This is a genomic window from Mesorhizobium sp. XAP4, from assembly GCF_029269325.1.
In the GTDB taxonomy this organism is placed as follows: Bacteria; Pseudomonadota; Alphaproteobacteria; order Rhizobiales; family Rhizobiaceae; genus Mesorhizobium; species Mesorhizobium ciceri.
This window is the reverse complement of record NZ_JARIXW010000003.1, coordinates 160868-179841: the sequence shown is the minus strand read 5'-3', so window position 1 is coordinate 179841 and position 18974 is coordinate 160868. Positions and strand designations below refer to the sequence as shown.

20 protein-coding genes are annotated in these 18974 nt (G+C 63.7%); 13 read left to right on the top strand and 7 right to left on the bottom strand.

The genetic code is table 11. The features are described 5' to 3' along the window. Positions 1 to 7 precede the first annotated feature (7 nt). The 5 genes from P3C39_RS14310 (at position 8) to P3C39_RS14290 (ending at position 4670) form a co-directional block, all read left to right on the top strand. Positions 8 to 1195, top strand: a complete 1188-nt coding sequence (locus P3C39_RS14310; protein WP_275953852.1) for an ABC transporter substrate-binding protein — start codon at positions 8 to 10, stop codon at positions 1193 to 1195. Positions 1196 to 1261: 66 nt separating this feature from the next. Continuing rightward, positions 1262 to 1999, top strand: a complete 738-nt coding sequence (locus tag P3C39_RS14305; protein WP_013533018.1) for an ATP-binding cassette domain-containing protein — start codon at positions 1262 to 1264, stop codon at positions 1997 to 1999. Further along, positions 1992 to 2750 (top strand): ATP-binding cassette domain-containing protein, encoded by a 759-nt coding sequence (locus P3C39_RS14300; protein WP_063171555.1) that lies wholly within the window; start codon positions 1992 to 1994, stop codon positions 2748 to 2750. Before P3C39_RS14305 ends, P3C39_RS14300 begins: the two co-directional genes overlap by 8 nt. After that, positions 2747 to 3697: an ABC transporter permease gene (locus P3C39_RS14295; RefSeq protein WP_013533020.1), complete on the top strand. Its 951-nt coding sequence runs from the start codon at positions 2747 to 2749 to the stop codon at positions 3695 to 3697. Before P3C39_RS14300 ends, P3C39_RS14295 begins: the two co-directional genes overlap by 4 nt. A 1-nt stretch (position 3698) precedes the next feature. Continuing rightward, the gene (locus tag P3C39_RS14290; RefSeq protein WP_013533021.1) at positions 3699 to 4670 is read left to right on the top strand and encodes an ABC transporter permease; all 972 of its coding nucleotides are present in this window, start codon (positions 3699 to 3701) and stop codon (positions 4668 to 4670) included. Positions 4671 to 4679: 9 nt separating this feature from the next. Here P3C39_RS14290 and P3C39_RS14285 read toward each other — a convergent pair whose 3' ends face one another. Next, a complete protein-coding gene (locus tag P3C39_RS14285) occupies positions 4680 to 5519 on the bottom strand; it encodes an amidohydrolase (protein WP_013533022.1) in 840 nt (279 codons plus the stop codon). A gap of 65 nt (positions 5520 to 5584) precedes the next feature. Then, positions 5585 to 6370, bottom strand: coding sequence for an IclR family transcriptional regulator (locus P3C39_RS14280; protein ID WP_013533023.1), 786 nt, complete (start codon positions 6368 to 6370; stop codon positions 5585 to 5587). Between the two features lie 169 nt (positions 6371 to 6539). Between P3C39_RS14280 and P3C39_RS14275 the strand changes: the two genes are divergently transcribed. The 8 genes from P3C39_RS14275 to P3C39_RS14240 all read left to right on the top strand — a co-directional run bounded on the left by P3C39_RS14275 (position 6540) and on the right by P3C39_RS14240 (position 13840). Further along, a complete protein-coding gene (locus tag P3C39_RS14275; protein WP_275953853.1) occupies positions 6540 to 7859 on the top strand; it encodes a sugar ABC transporter substrate-binding protein in 1320 nt (439 codons plus the stop codon). Between the two features lie 135 nt (positions 7860 to 7994). Next, positions 7995 to 8891, top strand: coding sequence for a sugar ABC transporter permease (locus tag P3C39_RS14270; RefSeq protein WP_013533025.1), 897 nt, complete (start codon positions 7995 to 7997; stop codon positions 8889 to 8891). 2 nt (positions 8892 to 8893) lie between these two features. Further along, positions 8894 to 9760: a carbohydrate ABC transporter permease gene (locus P3C39_RS14265; RefSeq protein WP_063171551.1), complete on the top strand. Its 867-nt coding sequence runs from the start codon at positions 8894 to 8896 to the stop codon at positions 9758 to 9760. Between the two features lie 4 nt (positions 9761 to 9764). After that, positions 9765 to 10862 carry a sn-glycerol-3-phosphate ABC transporter ATP-binding protein UgpC gene (gene ugpC, locus P3C39_RS14260; RefSeq protein WP_013533027.1) on the top strand — a complete coding sequence of 366 codons (1098 nt, stop codon included), beginning with the start codon at positions 9765 to 9767 and terminating at the stop codon, positions 10860 to 10862. A gap of 5 nt (positions 10863 to 10867) precedes the next feature. Beyond that, on the top strand, positions 10868 to 11980 hold the full coding sequence (locus tag P3C39_RS14255) for a mandelate racemase/muconate lactonizing enzyme family protein (RefSeq protein WP_063167541.1): 1113 nt from the start codon (positions 10868 to 10870) through the stop codon (positions 11978 to 11980). 9 nt (positions 11981 to 11989) lie between these two features. Then, a complete protein-coding gene (locus P3C39_RS14250; RefSeq protein WP_127365738.1) occupies positions 11990 to 12319 on the top strand; it encodes an L-rhamnose mutarotase in 330 nt (109 codons plus the stop codon). Further along, positions 12312 to 13388, top strand: coding sequence for a Gfo/Idh/MocA family oxidoreductase (locus tag P3C39_RS14245; protein WP_275953854.1), 1077 nt, complete (start codon positions 12312 to 12314; stop codon positions 13386 to 13388). Before P3C39_RS14250 ends, P3C39_RS14245 begins: the two co-directional genes overlap by 8 nt. Beyond that, complete coding sequence (locus P3C39_RS14240) at positions 13385 to 13840, top strand: MaoC/PaaZ C-terminal domain-containing protein (protein ID WP_063167538.1); 456 nt, start codon at positions 13385 to 13387, stop codon at positions 13838 to 13840. Before P3C39_RS14245 ends, P3C39_RS14240 begins: the two co-directional genes overlap by 4 nt. 14 nt (positions 13841 to 13854) lie before the next feature. Here P3C39_RS14240 and P3C39_RS14235 read toward each other — a convergent pair whose 3' ends face one another. The 5 genes from P3C39_RS14235 to P3C39_RS14215 form a co-directional block, all read right to left on the bottom strand. Then, positions 13855 to 14652, bottom strand: a complete 798-nt coding sequence (locus tag P3C39_RS14235; RefSeq protein ID WP_013533032.1) for an ABC transporter permease subunit — start codon at positions 14650 to 14652, stop codon at positions 13855 to 13857. A gap of 3 nt (positions 14653 to 14655) precedes the next feature. Next, positions 14656 to 15513, bottom strand: coding sequence for a 2-aminoethylphosphonate ABC transporter permease subunit (locus P3C39_RS14230; protein WP_063167537.1), 858 nt, complete (start codon positions 15511 to 15513; stop codon positions 14656 to 14658). Continuing rightward, on the bottom strand, positions 15506 to 16651 hold the full coding sequence (locus P3C39_RS14225; protein WP_024502486.1) for an ATP-binding cassette domain-containing protein: 1146 nt from the start codon (positions 16649 to 16651) through the stop codon (positions 15506 to 15508). Before P3C39_RS14225 ends, P3C39_RS14230 begins: the two co-directional genes overlap by 8 nt. Positions 16652 to 16680: 29 nt before the next feature. Beyond that, a complete protein-coding gene (locus tag P3C39_RS14220) occupies positions 16681 to 17712 on the bottom strand; it encodes a 2-aminoethylphosphonate ABC transporter substrate-binding protein (RefSeq protein ID WP_275953855.1) in 1032 nt (343 codons plus the stop codon). 255 nt (positions 17713 to 17967) lie between these two features. Beyond that, the gene (locus P3C39_RS14215) at positions 17968 to 18972 is read right to left on the bottom strand and encodes a C-terminal binding protein (RefSeq protein WP_275953856.1); all 1005 of its coding nucleotides are present in this window, start codon (positions 18970 to 18972) and stop codon (positions 17968 to 17970) included. Positions 18973 to 18974 lie beyond the last annotated feature (2 nt).

The window sequence follows — 18974 nt, the reverse complement described above, 5'->3', positions numbered from 1 at the left end:
GAACGAGATGACAGGAATGATCCGCGGCCTGCTGGCCGCAACCGCGCTTGCCTCGCTTGCAACGACCGCCTTTGCGCAGGATGTGCAAGGCGTCATCGGCGGGCTGCCAACCGAACTTAAGGCGCAATATGACGGCGCGCCGCAGAAGGTGCTGCCTTCGGCCTGGGACAATTTCACAGCGCCGCCGAAACCGTGGAAATGGTGCCACTCGGAATCCTACCAGGGCAATCCGTGGCGGGTCACGGTGACCAAGGAATTGAAGCGTCTCGTCGACGGGCTGATCGCCGACGGAACGGTGTCCAGCTTCGAGGTGTCTGATTCCAACAACGACGCCAGCCAGCAGATCAACCAGATCCGCGCCTTCATCGACAAGAAGTGCTCGATCATCACCTCGATCCCGGGCTCGGCGACGGCACTCGATGATGCGGTCGACGCTGCCGCCAAAGCCGGCATTCCGTTCATCACCGCTGCCGGTTCGGTGACCAGCCCGAACGCCATCAATGTCGATTCCAACTATGCGCGCTGGGGCTACGACATGATGGCGGCGATCGGCAAGGCGCAGCCGGACGGCGCCAGCATCCTTCTGGTCGAAGGCATCGCCGGACACCCGATCGTGGTGCAGGAGCGCCAGGGCGCGGACAAGGCGCTGACTGAAAATCCGAAGCTGAAGATCTCGCGCAATGTCAATGGCAACTGGACAGCCAACGTCACCAAGACCGTGGTGCTGCAGGCGATCGCCACCAACCCGGCGCCGATCGATGCAGTGTGGACGACAGGCAGCGAAAGCCGCGTCGTCGCCGAAGCCTTCGCAGAAGCCGGCCGGCCCGCACCATTGATCACCGGCTCGATCACCGGCGATGCGCTGGGCTACTGGAAGGCCAACCCCGACAAGTACCGCTTCGAAGGCCATGCGGTGCTGCCGCACTGGACCGCGCAGACGCTGTTCCGCGTCGGCGAGCGCATGCTCGACGGGCAGAAGCCGAAGCTGAACACGCTGCTGATCCCGATCCCGCCTGTCCACACCGCCGATCTCGGTGCCTGGTACAAGGACTGCATGACGACGGACGCCGTGTCTATCTTCCCGATCCCGCCGAAAGATCCGATGCCGGAGGAATGGCTCGACGCCTATTTCTCGAACCCGGCGCCAACCAAGGGCTGGGACTATTCGAAGGTGCCCGATGCCTGTGCAAAGTGACGCCTGCTAATCTCTCAACAGGCCGGCTCCTTTCGGGGAGCCGGCCTGCCAGCATCGAAATGCGACATGCTTGAAGTCAAAACCATATCCAAACGCTATGGCGAGACGATCGCGCTCGCGGACGCATCGATCGCGTTTCGGGCGGGAACCATCCACACCATCCTGGGCGAGAACGGTTCGGGCAAGAGCACGATGGTCAAGCTGTTGTCCGGCATCGTCCAGCCGGACAGCGGCGCGATCCTCCTGCACGGCAAGCCGTTCTCGGGCGCCAACCCCTCGGCCTTCCAGGCGCAAGGCTTCGCCACGGTGTTCCAGGAGGTGCTGATCGCGCCGGATCGCAGCGTGACCGACAACATCCTGCTCGGCCTCGACGGGCTGGTCCGGCGCGCTGTGCCCCGCAACGAGCGCCGTGACCGGGCGAAAGCTGCGCTTAAGCGCTTCGCGGTCACCGACGTCCCTCTCGACATGCCAGCCGGCCTGCTGCCGCTCGCCGCGCAGCAATTGGTCGTCCTTGCTCGCGCGATCGTGCGCAACCCAAAGATCCTGATCCTCGACGAGGTCACCGCCGCGCTCGACTTCGCCGATCGCGAATCCGTTTTTTCGTTGATGCGTGCGCTTGCCGGCGAGGGCTGCCTGATCCTGTTCATCACCCACCGCATGGACGAGGTGATGTCGCTTTCGGATCGCATCTCGATCCTGCGGGGCGGCAGCGTGGTGCGCACCGAAGAGCGCGGCGCTTCGACGCCGGCTGAGCTTCTCAAGACAATGGCGCCACGTACCGCCGCGGAGCTTGCGCATGGCTGATCGCACCGCTCTCGATTTTGGTGGTCTTGCCGTTCGCGAACTCGTCATCGCGCCCGGCGCCAGCCCGATCACGCAGGCAATCGCTCCGGGTGAGATCGTCGGGCTTGCCGGCCTCGATGGTCATGGCCAGGAGCTGTTTCTCAAGATGCTTGCTGGCCTGGAACCGCCGCATGGCGGCTCGATCGAACTCGGTGCATCGGATGCGTCCCGTAAGATCACCGGGTTTCGCAAGGCTGTCGCCAGCGGCATCGCCTATTTGCCGCGCGACCGACGCGCCAACGGCATTTTCCCGACGCAGTCGGTGCTCGACAACTTCGCCGTTTCGACTCTGTCGCGCGACACACGGCTCGGCCTGATCAGCCCGGCGGCGCGCAAGGCGCGCTACGACATCTACCGCGAAAAACTGTCAATCGCCGCACCCCGGCCCGATGCGCCGATCACCACTTTGTCGGGCGGCAACCAGCAGAAGGTGCTGCTGGCGCGGGCCTTGGCGCTGGAGCCCGCGATCCTGCTCCTCAACGATCCGACGCGTGGCGTCGACGTGGCGACGCGGCATGTTCTCTACGACGTGTTTCGCGGGCTGGCGGCCGACGGCATGGGGCTCGTCATCCTGTCCAGCGAAATCGAGGAGATTCTTCTCCTGTGCCAGCGCGTGCTGGTGTTCCGTGAGAATGAAGTCGCGGCCGAGATCGCCGGCAACGCCCTCACCACCGACGGCGTGATATCAGCCATGTTCGGACGTGCGGCATGAGCCCTGTTGCGCGCCTCCTGTCCCTTGGGCGAAATTTCGGCTTCGCCGTCGTGCTGCTGGTCGTGCTGCTTGCGGTCAATCTCATCCTCAGCCCGGGACGGTTCCAGCCGGGTTCCTGGGGGGCGCTGGTCGGATTGGCGGCGCCCTTGATCGGTGCTGCCATCGCCTCAACGCCTGTCATCCTCGCCGGGCGTGGCGGAATCGACATCTCGGTCGGGCCATTGATGGGCTTTGTCAACGCTTTGACGATCCAGGTGCTGTTCCTCGGCACCGGCATCTCGTCGCCCTTGGTGCTCGTTCCGGCGGCGTTGCTCGTCGGCGCGCTGGTGGGCGCGGCGAACGGCTTCCTGGCGACAATCGTGCGCATTCAGCCGATCGTCGCCACGCTCGGCACCTATCTGATCCTGACCGGCGTGACGCTGACAATCCTGCCGGCGCCCATCGGCCCAGCGCCGGCCTGGCTCAAGGCGCTGTCCGGTTCGCTGTCGATGCTGCCGCTGGCGGCGATGCTCGTCGCCTGGTGGCTGGTGCGGCGCACACCATACTACGACCAGCTTATGGCGGTCGGCAGCGACGACCGCGCCGCCTACACCGCCGGTGTCGATGTCACGCGCGTGCGCTTCATCGCCTATGTCATGACCGGCATCCTCGGCGGATGCGCCGGGCTGATGCTGACCGCGCTGATCGGCTCGGCTGATCCCAATATCGGGCCGACCTACACACTGATCGCCATCGCCGCCGTAGCACTTGGCGGCGTCAGCCTGGCCGGCGGCCGTGGTGGCGTGGCGGGTGCCGCCATCGGCGCCATCGACATCTTCCTGCTGCAGAGCGTGCTGACGACGTTCAACGTCTCGACCTTCGTGCTGCAGATCGCCTACGGCGCGATCCTGGTGCTGGCGGTGATGCTGACAGCGCTGCAGGAACGTCTTGCCATGGGGAGACGCTGACATGGTTTTGCGCCAAAACCTCTTCGCGACAACCAACGCCCGTGTCGTCGGCGCCTTCTGCGTCGCCGCCCTTCTGCACCTTGCCGGCACAATTCTCATTCCCGGCTACTCGGCGCCGTTTGCGATACGGGCCATGCTGGTGCTCGCCTCGCTGCTCGCCGTGGCCTCGATCGGCCAGACGCTGGTCGTCATCATGGGCGGCATTGACCTTTCGATCCCCTTCGTCATCGGCTTTGCCAATGTCGTGGCGGCGCAGCTTTATGGCGATGGCTGGAACTTTTTTCTCGTCTGCGGCCTGGTCGGCGCGCTGGCGCTCGTCATCGGCGGGCTGAACGGGCTGATCTCGCGCAGCCTCGACATCCAGCCGCTCATCGTCACGCTCGGCATCGGCATGGTCGTGCAAGGGCTGGTGCTGCTGTGGACAGCCGGCTTCCCGTCAGGCTCCGCGCCACAAGCGGTTTCCAGCTTCGTCTCGATCGGCGGATCGGCCGGCCCGCTGCCGGTGCCGTGGCTGGTGCCAAGCCTGGTCGTGCTGGCGGCGCTGGTCGTGCTAGTGCTGGAGCGGACGCCCTATGGCCGCCGGCTCTATGCGTTGGGCAGCAATCCGGGAGCGGCGCCGCTGGCGCTGATCGATCCGGTTCGCATGTGGGTCATCACCTATGCAGCAAGCGCCTTCTTCGCCGCTGTCGCGGGCGTGCTGCTGCTCGGCTTCACCGGCTCGGCCTATGGCGATGTCGGCCAGCCCTATCTGTTCCAGACCATCGCAGCGGTCGTCGTCGGCGGCGCAGCACTGGTCGGCGGCCGGGGCAGCTATCTCGGCACGATCGCCGGCGTGCTGGTGCTGACCGAGATCAACACGCTGCTCATCGGCCTCGGCTTCCAGCCCGCGGCAGTGCAGGCCGCGCTCGGCTTCGTCATCGTGCTGCTGGTTTCGCTCTATGGCCGCGAACGGCACGTCTCGGCAACCATCTGAAAGGACCTGTCAGTCGAGCCGCCACAGCTTGCGGGCATTGCCGGACAACAGCCTGTCGCGCTCGGCAATGCTGCAGCCCGAGAGCAATGCATGGGTCGCCGCCACCCAGGTCGACAGGCCGCCGCCTAGCGTGCAGACCGGCCAGTCGCTGCCCCAGACGACGCGGTCCCAGCCGAATGAATTGATGGTGTGCTCGACGTACGGCCGCAACGTCTCGACCGTCCAGCTGCCGGCATCGGCATAGGCGACGACACCGGAAATCTTGGCCATGACATTCGGGCGCCGGGCGATCTCGCTCATATGCTCGCGCCATGGATGTTCCCTGTTGCCCTTGATGTCGGGCACGCCGCAATGGTCGAGGACGAACGTCACATCGGGTGCCAGGTCGGCAAGCACGATAGCCTTGGGAATCTGGTGCGGCAGCACGACGAGATCGAAGGTCAGGCCGGTGCCGCCAAGCCGCTTGATGCTGTCGCGGAACACCGCACCTTCCGAGAGCTCGTCGGGCGCGACATGAAGGACGCGGCGAAAGCCCCTTACGAACGGGTTTGCCCGCTGCCGTTCGAGATAGGCCGCGAAGTCTCCTTCCTCAGGACGGCAGGACGCGATCACCCCGGCCAGCATGCTGCCGGGCTGCCGTGACAGTCCTTCCACACGAGCCGTCTCGGCTTCGATGTCGGCCGGATCGACATCGACCTCCATATGCAGCACGCGCTCGACGCCGACACGCTGCGCCTCCGTCGCGTAGTCTTCATAAGAGAAATCGCGGTTGAGCGCCGGCACGTCGGCGAGCCAGGGATAGCGCAGGGCCGAGCGATCGATGAGGTGAAGATGGGTGTCGATGATCATGGCGAGGCTCCTCCCTCTGGCTTTTCAAATCATCTCACGAAAGAATTCTTCATTCAAATAAGAATTCACACCGATGAGCCGACTGCTGATCCAGCAAGGTGCGACAGCTTTTCACACGTTGCCAGCAACAGTTCGATTGTCCTGGTGATATCGGGTGCGGAAGGCGCGTTGACCACCGTGATGTAGGGAATCGACAGCGCGGCGATCGCCTTGCCGTCGGAACTGCGCACCGGGGCCGACAGGTTGAAGACGCCGGCTGTCTGCATCGAAGCCATCATCTCGTAGCCACGGTCGCGGATCTGGTCGAGACGGGTGAAGAACTCGCTCGATTGCGCCGTCTTGTCGGTGCTGCGGACGTGTTCGGAAATCATCATCTGGCGCTCTTCCGGTGAGCGGAAGGCGAGCAGCACATGTCCCGAGCCGGTATCGAATAGACTGATATGGGAGCCGACCCGGATCGATATGCCCCAGTAGTTCGGTGCTTCCTGCTGACCGATGACGACGGCAGAACCACGATCAAAAACAACGAGTTGGTTGGCCTGCTGCGATGTCTCGGCAAGCTCACGCATCAGCGGCGTCGCATAGGAGACCAGCCGCCGTACCGGCGCGTGCAGCTGTGCCAGGCCGAACAGCTTGAGCGTCAGCGAATAGCGGTCGCCGTCGAGGCGCGTGACGTAGCCACGCCGCACCAGCCGGTCGAGCATGCGATAGAATTCGTTGGGACTGCGGTCGAGTTTCTTGGCGATTTCGGCCTGGGTCAGGCCACCGTCGACGCCCGCCAGCAGTTCAAGGATATCGAGCCCCTTGTCGAGCGCCGGTGCGCGATAGCGCTCGTCTTCACTGTCGTCCATGGGCTCATCCTCCAGTGAATTTCGCCCTTCATATACGCAGGAACGTGCGCGGCGGAAACAAATTTCGCCTTGACGTGTCTATGAATGTTTTGTTTGTATATGAATGTAGCACTTCTTGTCATCAGACGAGTTGCGGTCGCCGCGAAGGCGGCACCAAGGGAGGATACCAATGAACAGACTGCTTTCCGGCGTCTCCGCCGGTGCATTGTTGCTCGCGTCAGGTGCAGGCGCTGCTCTTGCCGGCGACCTGCCCGGCAAGTTCGAAGGCGTGACCGTCGACGTGAAGCTGATCGGCGGCCAGCAATATGAAAAGCTCTACGAACGCATTCCCGAATGGGAGAAGGCGACTGGCGCCAAGGTCAACATCCTGACCAAGAAGAACGGCTTCGACATCGACAAGGAGCTCAAGTCGGACATCGCCTCGGGCAGCACCAACTGGTGCGTCGGCTGGAACCATTCCTCCTTCGCGCCGCAATATACCGGCCTCTACACCGACCTCAGCAAGTTGCTGCCGAAGGAAGAGATCGACGCCTTCGTGCCGTCGACGATCAAGGCGGCAACCATCGACGGCAAGCTGGAGATGCTGCCGCGTGCGCAGTTCGACGTTTCGGCGCTCTACTACCAGAAGAGCCTGTACGAGAACGCCGACAACAAGACCAAGTTCAAGGCGAAATACGGCTATGACCTGGTGCCGCCGGACACCTGGAAGGAAGTCACCGACCAGGCCGAGTTCTTCGCCAACCCGCCCAATTTCTACGGCACCCAGTTCGCCGGTAAGGAAGAGGCGATCAACGGCCGCTTCTACGAGATGGTCGTCGCCGAGGGCGGCGAATATCTCGACAAGGACGGCAAGCCGGTCTTCAACTCCGAGGCCGGCATCCGGGCGCTCGACTGGTTCGTCAACCTCTACAAGGCCAAGGCTGTGCCGGCCGGCACCACCAACTATCTCTGGGACGATCTCGGCCAGGGCTTTGCGTCCGGCACTGTCGCCATCAACCTGGATTGGCCGGGCTGGGCCGGCTTCTTCAACGATCCGAAGTCGTCGAAGGTCGCCGGCAATGTCGGCGTCAAAGTCGCGCCGAAGGGTTCGTCCGGCAAGCGCACCGGCTGGTCCGGCTTCCATGGCTTCTCGGTGACCGAGAACTGCCCGAACAAGGAGGCCGCGGCTTCCCTGGTTTGGTGGCTGACCAACGAGGACAGCCAGAAGCTCGAGGCCGCCGCCGGTCCGCTGCCGACCCGCACCGCGGTCTGGGACTGGGACCTGAAGCAAGCCGAAAACGATCCTTACAAGAAGGAGGTTCTTACCGCTTTCCAGGAAGAGGCCAAGCACGCCTTCGCCGTGCCGCAGACGCCTGAATGGATCGAGATCTCGAACGCCGTCTATCCCGAGCTGCAGGCGGCGATCCTCGGCGACAAGACCTCGAAGCAGGCACTGGATGAAGCCGCCGCCAAGGCGACACAAATCCTCCAGGACGCCGGCAAGCTCTAGCAACGGCTCCCAGGGTTGCCTCCCCCATCAGCAATGGGGGAGGCGATCGCGTTGCGCGGGATGCCAGCGGTTTACGCTAACCCTTCGCGCCCAGCCAACGCACCGCCGTCCAAATACAAACACTCAAGGATTCTGATGAAGGGCTTCAAGCCATCCGCGCCATTCCTGCTGCTGCTTCCGGCCATGATCGTGCTGGCGGCGGTGGTGGTGGTGCCGCTGCTTCTGTCGCTCTATTCGAGCTTCACCCCGTTCCGCCTGACGCGGCCCGAAACGTTCTACGTCTTCATCGGCATCCGGAACTATCTTTCGATCCTGTCCAACACCGACTTCTGGTGGGCCTTCGGTCGCACGGTTCTGCTGCTGACCATCGCGCTCAATCTCGAAATGCTGCTCGGGCTCGGCCTCGCCATGCTGGTCGAGAAGGCGACGCGCGGCCAGCGCATCCTGCGCACGCTGATGATGTTTCCGATGATGTTCTCGCCGATCCTGGTCGGCTTCCAATTCAAGTTCATGTTCAACGACAATATCGGCCTGGTGAACAATGCGCTGCAGTCGCTCGGCATCACGCGAGACGCCATACCGTGGCTGATCGAGGGCCATCTCGCCTTCATCGCCATCTCGATCGCCGAGATCTGGTCGTCGACGGCGATCTTCGCCATCCTGATCCTCGCCGGCCTGCTCGCCATGCCCAAGGAGCCGATCGAGGCGGCGCGGGTCGACGGCTGCACGCCGTGGCAGACATTCCGCTATGTGACGTGGCCATTCGTCATGCCCTTCGCCTACATCGCCATGACCATCCGTTCGCTCGACGTGGCGCGCGCCTATGACATCGTCAAGATCATGACCGATGGCGGACCGGCGGGCCGCACCGAACTGCTATGGACCTTGGTGGCCCGCACCGCCTACAGCGACGGGCGCATGGGCATGGCCAACGCCATGGCCTATTTTTCGATCCTGCTGTCGATCGCCTTCACCGTCTACTTCTTCAACAAGCTCGCCGCGGCGCGCACGCAGATCGGTGCGGAGTGGTGAAGATGGACGAGAATTCTTCCGCCCGCCTGAAGCGCCGGCTGCTCGGCATCGTCTATCGCATCGGCCTGTTCCTGGCGATGCTGACCATCTGCCTGCCGGGCCTGTGGATCGTGCTGTCGTCGCTGCGGCCGACGGTCGAGATCATGGCAAAGCCACCGGTGTGGATCCCACAGGAGATTTCGTTCGACGCCTATGTCGCGATGTTCTCGGGCATCGGCAAGGGCGGCATCCCGGTGATTGAATATTTCCGCAACTCGCTGATCATCTCGGTGACCTCGACGGTGATTGCGGTGGCCATCGGCATGGCAGGCGGCTATGCGTTCGCCCGCTATCGTTTTCGCGGTAAATCGAGCGTCTTCCTCGGCCTGATGCTGACGCGCACCGTGCCGGGCATCGCGCTCTCGCTGCCGCTGTTCTTCCTCTATGTGCGGCTCGGCATCATCGACACCCATTTCGGGCTGATCCTCGCCTATGTCGCGCTCAACGTGCCGTTCACCATCTGGCTGATCGACGGCTTCTTCCGCCAGGTGCCCAAGGACCTCGCGGAAGCAGCGCAGATCGATGGCTGCACCCGCTGGCAGGCGTTCTGGCAGGTCGAGTTTCCGCTCGCCGGACCGGGCATTGCGTCGGCCGCGATCTTCGCCTTCCTGACCTGCTGGAACGAGTTCGCGCTGGCCTCGCAGCTGACCCGCTCGGTGAGCGCCAAGACGCTGCCGGTCGGCCTGCTCGACTACACGGCCGAGTTCACCATCGATTGGCGCGGCATGTGCGCGCTGGCCGTGGTGATGATCATCCCGGCGCTCACCCTCACCTACATAGTCCAGAAACACCTTGTCGGCGGCCTGACCTCCGGCGCGGTGAAAGGCTGATCCCATGGCAACCGTTACCCTCACCAAGCTGACCAAGCGCTACGGCACTATTGGGATCGTGCACGGCATCGATCTCGACATTGCCGACCGCGAGTTCATTGCGCTGGTCGGCCCGTCCGGCTGCGGCAAGTCGACGACGCTGCGCATGATCGCCGGGCTGGAGGAAATCAGCGCCGGCTCGATCGAGATCGGCGGACGCATCGTCAACGATTTGCCGCCACGCTCGCGCAACATCTCGATGGTGTTCCAATCCTATGCGCTCTATCCGCACATGACGGTGCGCGAGAATCTCGGCTTCTCCCTGAAGATCGCCGGCGCCGCCAAAGAAGACATGGACCGCCGCGTCGCCGAGGCCTCGGCCATCCTCGGCCTCGACACGTTGCTCGACCGCCGCCCGTCGCAACTGTCCGGCGGTCAGCGCCAGCGCGTCGCGATGGGCCGCGCCATCGTGCGCGACCCCGATGTGTTTCTGTTCGACGAACCGCTTTCCAATCTCGACGCCAAATTGCGCACGCAGATGCGCACCGAGATCAAGAAGCTGCATGCCAAGGTGCAGTCGACAGTGATCTACGTCACCCACGACCAGGTCGAGGCGATGACGCTTGCCGATCGCATCGTCATCATGCGCGACGGTCATATCGAACAGGTCGGCACGCCCGACGAGGTGTTCCGGCGGCCGGCGACGCGCTTCGTCGCCGGCTTCATCGGCTCACCGCCGATGAATCTGCACGAGGCGACGATCGATGACGGCCAGATGGTTTTCGCCAGCGGCGAGAAGCTGCCGCTGCCCGGCCAGTTCAAGGCCAATGTCGCGACCGGCGACAAGGTCGTGTTCGGGCTGCGGCCGGACGACATCTACCCGACCGGCCATGGCATCAGTTCCGGTGGCGCGGCCGATGTCCACCAGATCGAGCTGCCGATCACGGTCACCGAACCGCTCGGCAACGAGACGCTGGTGTTCGTTGAATTCAACGGCACGGACTGGGTGTCGCGCATGCTGAACCCGAGGCCACTGCGGCCGGGCGAGCGGGTCGCCATGAGCCTCGACATGTCGCAGGCGCATCTGTTTGCCACTGAGACCGGAAAGACATTGCGGAGCTGATCGGCATGGCCAGAATCGAGAAAGTCGACCTTTGCATGGTGGACCTTGTGCCCAAGGTCAAGCGCACCGACGCGATCCAGAGCTTCGTCAGCCAGGAAACGCCGATCGTCACGATCACCGATTCCGACGGTGCGGTCGGCACCGGTTACAGCTACACGATCGGCACCGGCGGTTCGTCGGTGATGCGGCTGCTCTCGGACCATCTGGTGCCGCGCCTGATCGGCCGCGATCCCGACATGATCGAGGCGATCTGGCACGATCTCGAATTCGCCACCCATGCCACGACCATCGGTGCCATCACCGCCATCGCGATCGCCGCCATCGATACAGCACTCTGGGATCTGCGGGCCAAGAAGCAAAACCTGCCTTTGTGGAAACTGGCCGGCGGCGCCAAGGATCGTTGTCCGCTTTACACCACCGAAGGCGGTTGGCTGCACATCGAGACGCAGGCGCTGGTCGACGATGCGCTGGCCGCCAAGGCGAAGGGATTTCGCGGCTCGAAAGTCAAGATCGGCAGGCCGCACGGGTCGGAGGATCTTGCCCGCCTGTCGGCGGTGCGCAAGGCGGTCGGCGACGGCTACGAGATCATGACCGACGCCAATCAGGGGTTTTCGGTCGACGAAGCGATCCGGCGCGCTGCGAGGCTGCGTGAGCTCGACCTCGCCTGGATCGAGGAACCGCTGCCGGCAGACGACATCGACGGGCATGTGCGATTGTCGAACTCGACGCCGACGCCGATCGCCATCGGCGAGTCGCTCTACTCCCTCCGCCATTTTCGCGAGTACATGCAGAAAGGCGCCTGCTCGATCGTGCAGGTCGATGTCGGCCGTATCGGCGGCATCACGCCCTGGCTCAAGATTGCGCACGCGGCAGAGGCCTTCGACATTCCGGTCTGCCCGCATTTCCTGATGGAACTGCATGTCAGCCTGACCTGCGCTGTTCAGAACGGCCGATATGTCGAGTACATTCCGCAGCTCGACCAGTTGACCGGCAAGCGCATGCGCATCGAAGATGGCCAGGCGCTGGCGCCCGACGAACCGGGAATCGGCATCGATTGGGACTGGGACGCGGTCAAGGCCATGAGCATCGCCGAATTCACCACGGCGATCACGAAATAGGAGACTGATATGCAGCGGATGGGGATGATTCTCGGACTGAAGCCGGAAAAGGTCGAGGAGTATGTCCGCCTCCATGCCGCCGTCTGGCCCGGCGTGCTGACCATGATCTCGGCCTGCAATATCAAGAATTATTCGATCTACCTGAAGCGGCCGGAGAACCTGCTGTTTTCCTATTTTGAATACCACGGCACCGACTATGCCGCCGACATGGCCAAGATGGCGGCCGACCCGAAGACGCAGGAATGGTGGGCCGTCTGCATGCCATGCCAGGAGCCGCTGGCGACCCGCAAGGAGGGCGAGTGGTGGGCCGAGATGGATGAGGTCTTCCATCATGACTGAAGGCGGCTTCGACCCTGCCTTGCTCGTTCAATCCTGGCCAAAACCCTCAAAACCCCGGCCGATCGTCACCTTCGGCGCGGGATCGATCGTCGGCGACGCGCATTTCCCAGCCTACCGGAAGGCCGGCTTTCCGGTTGCCGGGCTTTATGATCCTGATCATGCCAGGGCTGAAAAGCTGGCCAGCCAATGGGGCGTGACGGCCTTTGGCTCGGTCGAAGAAGCGACTGCTGTCGAGGGCGCGATCTTCGACCTTGCCACCCCGCCGTCGCATCATGCCGATGTGCTGAAGTCCTTGCCTGACGGCGCGGTGGCGCTGATCCAGAAGCCGATGGGCAGCAATCTTGCCGAGGCGACCGCGATCCTCGAAATCTGCCGCGCCAGGAGGCTGCACGCGGCGGTGAACTTCCAATTGCGCTTCGCGCCAATGATGCTGGCGCTGAAGGATGCCATCGGCAAGGGCTGGCTCGGCGAGATCGTCGACTTCGACGCCTGGCTGGCGCTGGCGACACCATGGGAGCTTTGGGAATTCCTGCTCAAGGCGCCGCGCGTCGAGATCGCCATGCATTCGATCCACTATCTCGACCTGATCCGGCAGTTGCTCGGCGACCCCAGAGGCGTGCACGCCAAGACACTCGGCCATCCCAACCATAAGGTGGCGCAGACGCGCACCAGCGCCATTCTCGACTATGGCGACACCGTGCGTTGCGCGCTGTCGATCAACCACGACCACAAATTCGGTCGCCGGCATCAGGCCTGCGAGTTCCGCATCTGCGGCACAGAGGGTGCCGCCTATCTCAAGCTGGGTCTCAACCTCGATTATCCCCAGGGCGAACCGGATGTATTGGAGATCTATCCGAAGGGCGGAACGGGCTGGATCGCCGTGCCTTTGGCCGGCGAGTGGTTTCCCGATGCCTTCGTCGGCCGCATGGCCAATGTCCAGCGCTTTGCGACCGGAGAAGATGATACGCTGATAAGCCCCGTCGAAGATGCCTGGAGCACTATGGCGCTGGTCGAGGCGGCGTATCAGTCGAGCGCGGCACCGGCGACGCCGATTGCGGAAAGACCCTGATGGAACAGATCAAGTATTTCGAGGATTACGAGATTGGCGCGTCGCGCCTAACAAGCGGCCGCACCATCACCGAGACCGACTTCATCGTCCATGCCGGCCACACCGGCGATTTCTTTCCGCACCACATGGACGCCGAGTACATGAAGACGACGCCATTCGGCCAGCGCATCGCGCATGGCACGCTGGTGTTCTCCGTCGGCATCGGGCTGACCGCGAGCGTCGTTAACCCTGTCGCCTTTTCCTACGGCTACGACCGGCTGCGCTTCATCAAGCCGGTGTTCATCGGCGACACAATCCGCACGCGCACCACCATCGCGGTCAAGGAAGACGATCCCAAGCGGCCGGGTTCAGGACGGGTGATCGAGCGGTGCGAGGTGATCAACCAGCGCGGCGACGTGGTGCTGGCGGCAGACCACATCTACATCGTCGAACGCAGGCCGGCGCAGGGCTGAGACTCGGGAAAGTCCTACGAGCCGGTAGCGCGCTTGGTAATGCGCTCCAGCCCGAGCAAGAGAACCAGCGTCGCCACGACCAGGATCATTGTCAGTGCCGCGCCGGCAAAGATGTCGCCGCGATCGGTAAGGCTGAAGATCGAGACCGGCAGCGTCACCCAACCCGGCGGGTAGACCATGACGGTGGCGCCGAGTTCCCCCATCGACAGCGCGAAACTGAGACCGAAGGCGGCGACCAGATAGGGTGCGAGCAAGGGCAGTGTGACGTGCCAAAGCCGGTAGGCCGGGCGAGCGCCGAGGCTCGATGCCACCTGCTCGAAGTCGGGCGACAGCCGCGCCAGTCCAGCCGAGACATTGCCGAAGGTGAAAGCCGAGATCAGCACGAAATGCGCGATCATGACGATCGCGATCGTGCCGTTGAGCAGCAGCGGCGGATGGCTGAAGGCAACCAGCAGGCCAAGGCCGACAGACACCGAAGGGACCGCGCTTGGGATGAAGAACAAAAGGCCGAGCAGCCGCCGCAAGGCATGGCCCTGGAGGCGCAGCGACAGGGCCGCCCAGGTGCCGCTGACCAGCGCCAGCGCGCTGGCCAGGAAGCCCGTGACCAGGCTGGCCTTGACCGCTCTGCCGGCGGCACCGGAAATGACATCAGTGTAGTGCTCCGTCGTCAGGCCGTTGGGCAGCACGCCGTTCCACTGGTCGGCGAGGCTGGACAGGAGGATGACCGCGAGCGGCGCCAGGAACAGCACGCCGAAGATCAGTGCGAAGAGCACCCACAGGACAAGACGACCGGAGCGTGACCAGACCAGCATGGGCTAAGCTCCCAACCGGCCGGCGGCGAAACGGTAGAGGCCGAACAGGCCGAGCGACAGCGCGATGTTGACGACGGCGATGATACAGGCGACCTGATAGGCCGATTCCTGGATCGCCTTGCCGTAGATCAGCAGCGGCAGGGTGATGACGCCCTTGGCGCCGATGAACAGCACGATGCCGAATTCGTTGACAGTCAACAGCAGGCACAGGCTGCCGCCGGCGATGAGTGCGGGGATTGCCGCCGGCAGGATGACCTGGCGAACGATGCGAAACGGCCGCGCGCCGAGCACGCTCGCCGCTTCGATCTGGCCTCGGTCGACCAGCGAAAAGGCGGCGAGCAGCGGCCGCAGGATGAAGGGTGTGTAGACAGTGACCTCGGCCAGGATCACACCCCACGCGGAATAGAGGAAATCGACGGGCGGCAGCGGCAGCGAAAAGGTCTCCATCAGCCCGGCATTGAGCATGCCGGCGGAGCCATAGAGGAAGGTGAAGGCAAGCGTCACCAGGAATGTCGGCAGCGCGATGAAGGTATCGATCAGCCGGGCGATGAAGCCGCTGCCGGGGAACGGCACGAAGGCCAGAATCAGCGCCAGCACGAGGCCGACGACCAGGCATCCGGCTGTCGCCGCGACCGAGATCGACACCGTGTTGATCAGCGCGTTGAGGAAGAAGCGCGAATGCAGCACGCGGATGACTTCGGCGACATTGGCGACGCCACTGTCGTCGAGGAAGGCCTGGCGGGCAATCAGTGCCAACGGATAGAAGAACAGCAGCGCCAGCAGGGCCGCCGGTGGCACTATCCACAATTTACCCGACGAGAGCTTCATCGCCGGCGCAGGGATGGCGACCGCCTCAGACACCGGCGTCTTCCGGGAGAAGCGAGGTGTCGGCGGGCGCGAAGAACAGCGGCACCTTGGCGCCGGGTTCGGGCAAGGCGATCGGCAGCCTGGTCGCCGAGACACGCACCGGCGTGCCGTCGACGTCGAGCACGAGATGGGTCAGTTCGCCCTGCCAGTGCACTTCCTGGAGCGTGCCCACGATGCGGTTGGTATGGTCGCTGTCGGCGGTCAGGCTGAGATGCTGCGGCCTGATACAGAGCAGGCTCTTGTCGCCGGCCTTCTCGTTGCGGCCGGCGCCGGTCAGCAGCGCGTCACCATGCCTTGCCGTGGCAAAGCCCTTCGACCCGACGGCCTCGGCAACCGTTACCGGAAGAAGATTGGCGCGGCCGAGGAACTCGGCCGTAAAACGGTTTGGCGGGCGGCGGTAGAGTTCGGTCGTCGGTCCATGCGAACAGACCCTGCCGTCGCGCATGATGGCGATCTTGTCGGCAAGCGTCAGCGCCTCGGTCTGGTCGTGGGTGACATAGAGGATCGTCAGGCCGGGCAGGCTGCGGTGCAGCCGGGCAATCTCCTCGACCATGTTGCGGCGGATCTGGGCGTCGAGCGCCGAGAGCGGCTCGTCGAGCAGGAGCACACGCGGCCGCACGGCCAAGGCACGCGCAATCGCCACGCGCTGCTGCTGGCCGCCCGAAAGCTCGCGCGGATAGCGCCGGGCATAGGCCGACATGCCGACAGTGCCCAGCGCATCCTTGATCCGCTCGCCGATCAGCGCCTTGTCGGCGCCCTGTGCTCTGAGGCCGAAGGCAACGTTGTCCTCGACCCGCATATGTGGAAACAGCGCGTAGTTCTGCACCACCATGCCGAGGCCGCGCTCGTAGGGCGGCAGATCGGTCACATCGGTGGCGCCGATGCGGATCCGCCCGCTGGCGGGTCGCACGAAGCCGGCCACGGCGCGCAAGGCCGTCGTCTTGCCGGAGCCGGATGGGCCGATCATCGCCAGGATCTCGCCAGGTGCGATATCCAGGGTCAGCGGATGCAGGACGACATGCGCGCCATAGGCAACGCTGACCTTGTCGAAATGGACATTGGAGCCGGCGCCGCGAACCTTCGCGGCGTCGATGTCCATGACACTGGTACCAGTAAAGGCTGCGGCCGACATGGCGTGGTCCTCCGGGTTTCCCTTGCGGATCAACTTCCGGTCGCTTCGTTCCAGCGCTTGACATAATCGGGCAGCTTGCTCAGCGCGTCGTCCCAGTTCGGCGACCAGATGGTCACGCCTTTCATCGCCTCCTGCGCCTTGGCGAAGTTGGCGTCATCCGGCTTGACGTCCTTGCGAGCCGGCATGCCGAGCGCAACGGAACTGATGCTCGACTGGGCTTCCTTGGAGAGCAGGAAGTCGATCAGTTTCTTGCCGTTGTCTACGTTGGGTGCGCCGGTGACCAGGCCGATTTCATAGGGCAGCGCGAAGGTGGAGCGCACACCGTCAGGTCCAGCCGGCCAGAACACCTTGATATTGGGATTGTCGGCCATCTGCGACATGTTCATCTGCAGATCGCCATTGGCGACATGCAGCTCACCCTTGTTGACCAGCGCGGTCAGCTTGCCGGTCGAAGCGGAGGGGCCGACATTGTTGTCCTGCAGCTTCTTCATGAACTCGAAGCCGGCATCCTCGCTGCCGAAGGCGTGGATGATCTGCAGCATGACGGCGGTGCCGTCACCGGCCTGGCCGGGGGTAGAATACTGGATCTTGCCCTTGAACTTCGGATCGAGCAGGTCGTTGTAGGCCTTTGGCGCTTCCGGCAGGACGGCACTGTTGTAGATGAAGTTCATATAGTTGTTGACCAGCGGCCGGTACTTGTCTGTGCCGCCATCGATCTGGTCGGCGGCTTCCGGCTTGTAGTCCTGCAGCAGGCCGTCAGCCGCGGCCCGCTGCACGAAGGGCGGCAAGGTCACCAGCACGTCGGCCTGCGGATTCGACTTTTCCTTGGCGACACGCTCGACGACGCCGCCGGAACCTGCCTCGATATACTGCACGGTGATGCCGGTGGCCTTGGTGAAGGCGGCGAATTCGGTCTCGAACCAGCTGCCATTGCCGTCATGCAGGCCGTCGGCGGAATAGATGGTGACGACGCCGTCGGCGAGTGCCGGTCCGACAAGAGCCGACGACGCCAACAGCGACGCGGCGAAGGCCATAGCTATGGTTGCCTTTTGCGATTTCATGCTCAGTTCCCCTGTGATTGATGGCACATTCTGCGATGCACTGTGACGATCTCGCCTGTAGGCCGGAGCCTTATGCGGCACCGTTCGATCTCGTCGTTGTGCCGACTTTGGGGACTGACGATCGATAAGTAAAATCTATTTATTTTATGAGAGACAAATTTTACCTGATAGTTGTCATGGAACTGTCGCAACGCTGGCCTGGCTTCGATTCCGGCCTCGCGGAAGGCCCGCGATTGGCTGCAGAGATGGTGATGGTCAGCCGAATGAAACCCCAGATGTCTGCGCCCGCAGCCGCGGGTCGAACGAACGAACGGTAACCGGCCGGCCTTCGAGAATTTCGAAGCAGCGCGCGAGCGTGTCGTCTTCGAGCCGGCGCATGGCCCCCTGCGTGAAGAAGGTGAGATGCGGAAACAGGATGACGTTGTCGCGGCCGAACAGCGCGCTCATCGGATGGCCCGATTTGGCCAGCGGCTCGACCGAATAGACGTCGAGCCCGGCGCCGCCGATGCGCCCCGAGATGATCGCCTCGACAAGGGCGGCCTCGTCGATCAGCGCGCCGCGCGAGACGTTGACGATGATAGCGGAAGGCTTCAGGCAAGCGAGCTCGGCTTCACCAATCAAGCCGCGCGTCCTGTCGTTCAGCACGCAGTGGAGGGAAACGAAATCGCAGGCGCGCAGCATGACGTGGAGGTCTTCTACCCTCTCGATGCCGGCGGTGCGCATGGTTGCGACATCGACACCGGGATCGAAGCCGAGAACGCGCGCATGAAATCCTTGGCCTGCCATGCGCGCCATGCTGCGGCCGATCTTGCCGCAGCCGACGAGCCCAAGCGTGGCGCCGGACATGTCGCGCCCCAGCCAGCGTTGCTCGGGCCAGATCCAACCATCACGTGACACCGCCGCGGTGATGGAGGGCAGCCGCTTGGCCAGCGCGATCATCAGCGCGAAGGCGCCTTCGGCGACGGTTTCCTCAGCATAATCCGGCACGTTGACAACGGGAATGCCACGCCGCATCGCGGCGGGGATGTCGATGGCATCGACGCCGACGCCATATTTGACAATGCCGTTCAATCTGGGAGCCGCCTCGATCACCCGTGCGGTGATCGGCGTGTAGCACATCAGCAAAAGATCGGCGTCCGCAACGGCCTGCATGAGATCAGCTTCGGGGATGCCGTCCGGCAGCGTCACCAGTTCGACCCTCCTCGCCCGCAAGCCGGCGTCGATGCCGGGACATTCGCGGTCGGTGCGCACGGCCTTCACGG

Excerpts from the sequence above, each read along its gene's own strand:
- P3C39_RS14245 (WP_275953854.1), top strand. The coding sequence starts at position 12,312 with ATGACTGAAGGCGGCTTCGACCCTGCCTTGCTCGTTCAATCCTGGCCA.
- P3C39_RS14255 (WP_063167541.1), top strand. The coding sequence starts at position 10,868 with ATGGCCAGAATCGAGAAAGTCGACCTTTGCATGGTGGACCTTGTGCCC.
- P3C39_RS14285 (WP_013533022.1), bottom strand. The coding sequence starts at position 5,519 with ATGATCATCGACACCCATCTTCACCTCATCGATCGCTCGGCCCTGCGC.
- P3C39_RS14275 (WP_275953853.1), top strand. The coding sequence starts at position 6,540 with ATGAACAGACTGCTTTCCGGCGTCTCCGCCGGTGCATTGTTGCTCGCG.
- P3C39_RS14235 (WP_013533032.1), bottom strand. The coding sequence starts at position 14,652 with ATGCTGGTCTGGTCACGCTCCGGTCGTCTTGTCCTGTGGGTGCTCTTC.
- P3C39_RS14270 (WP_013533025.1), top strand. The coding sequence starts at position 7,995 with ATGAAGGGCTTCAAGCCATCCGCGCCATTCCTGCTGCTGCTTCCGGCC.
- P3C39_RS14295 (WP_013533020.1), top strand. The coding sequence starts at position 2,747 with ATGAGCCCTGTTGCGCGCCTCCTGTCCCTTGGGCGAAATTTCGGCTTC.
- P3C39_RS14225 (WP_024502486.1), bottom strand. The coding sequence starts at position 16,651 with ATGTCGGCCGCAGCCTTTACTGGTACCAGTGTCATGGACATCGACGCC.
- P3C39_RS14300 (WP_063171555.1), top strand. The coding sequence starts at position 1,992 with ATGGCTGATCGCACCGCTCTCGATTTTGGTGGTCTTGCCGTTCGCGAA.
- P3C39_RS14265 (WP_063171551.1), top strand. The coding sequence starts at position 8,894 with ATGGACGAGAATTCTTCCGCCCGCCTGAAGCGCCGGCTGCTCGGCATC.
- P3C39_RS14290 (WP_013533021.1), top strand. The coding sequence starts at position 3,699 with ATGGTTTTGCGCCAAAACCTCTTCGCGACAACCAACGCCCGTGTCGTC.
- P3C39_RS14250 (WP_127365738.1), top strand. The coding sequence starts at position 11,990 with ATGCAGCGGATGGGGATGATTCTCGGACTGAAGCCGGAAAAGGTCGAG.
- P3C39_RS14305 (WP_013533018.1), top strand. The coding sequence starts at position 1,262 with ATGCTTGAAGTCAAAACCATATCCAAACGCTATGGCGAGACGATCGCG.
- P3C39_RS14220 (WP_275953855.1), bottom strand. The coding sequence starts at position 17,712 with ATGAAATCGCAAAAGGCAACCATAGCTATGGCCTTCGCCGCGTCGCTG.
- ugpC (WP_013533027.1), top strand. The coding sequence starts at position 9,765 with ATGGCAACCGTTACCCTCACCAAGCTGACCAAGCGCTACGGCACTATT.
- P3C39_RS14280 (WP_013533023.1), bottom strand. The coding sequence starts at position 6,370 with ATGGACGACAGTGAAGACGAGCGCTATCGCGCACCGGCGCTCGACAAG.
- P3C39_RS14310 (WP_275953852.1), top strand. The coding sequence starts at position 8 with ATGACAGGAATGATCCGCGGCCTGCTGGCCGCAACCGCGCTTGCCTCG.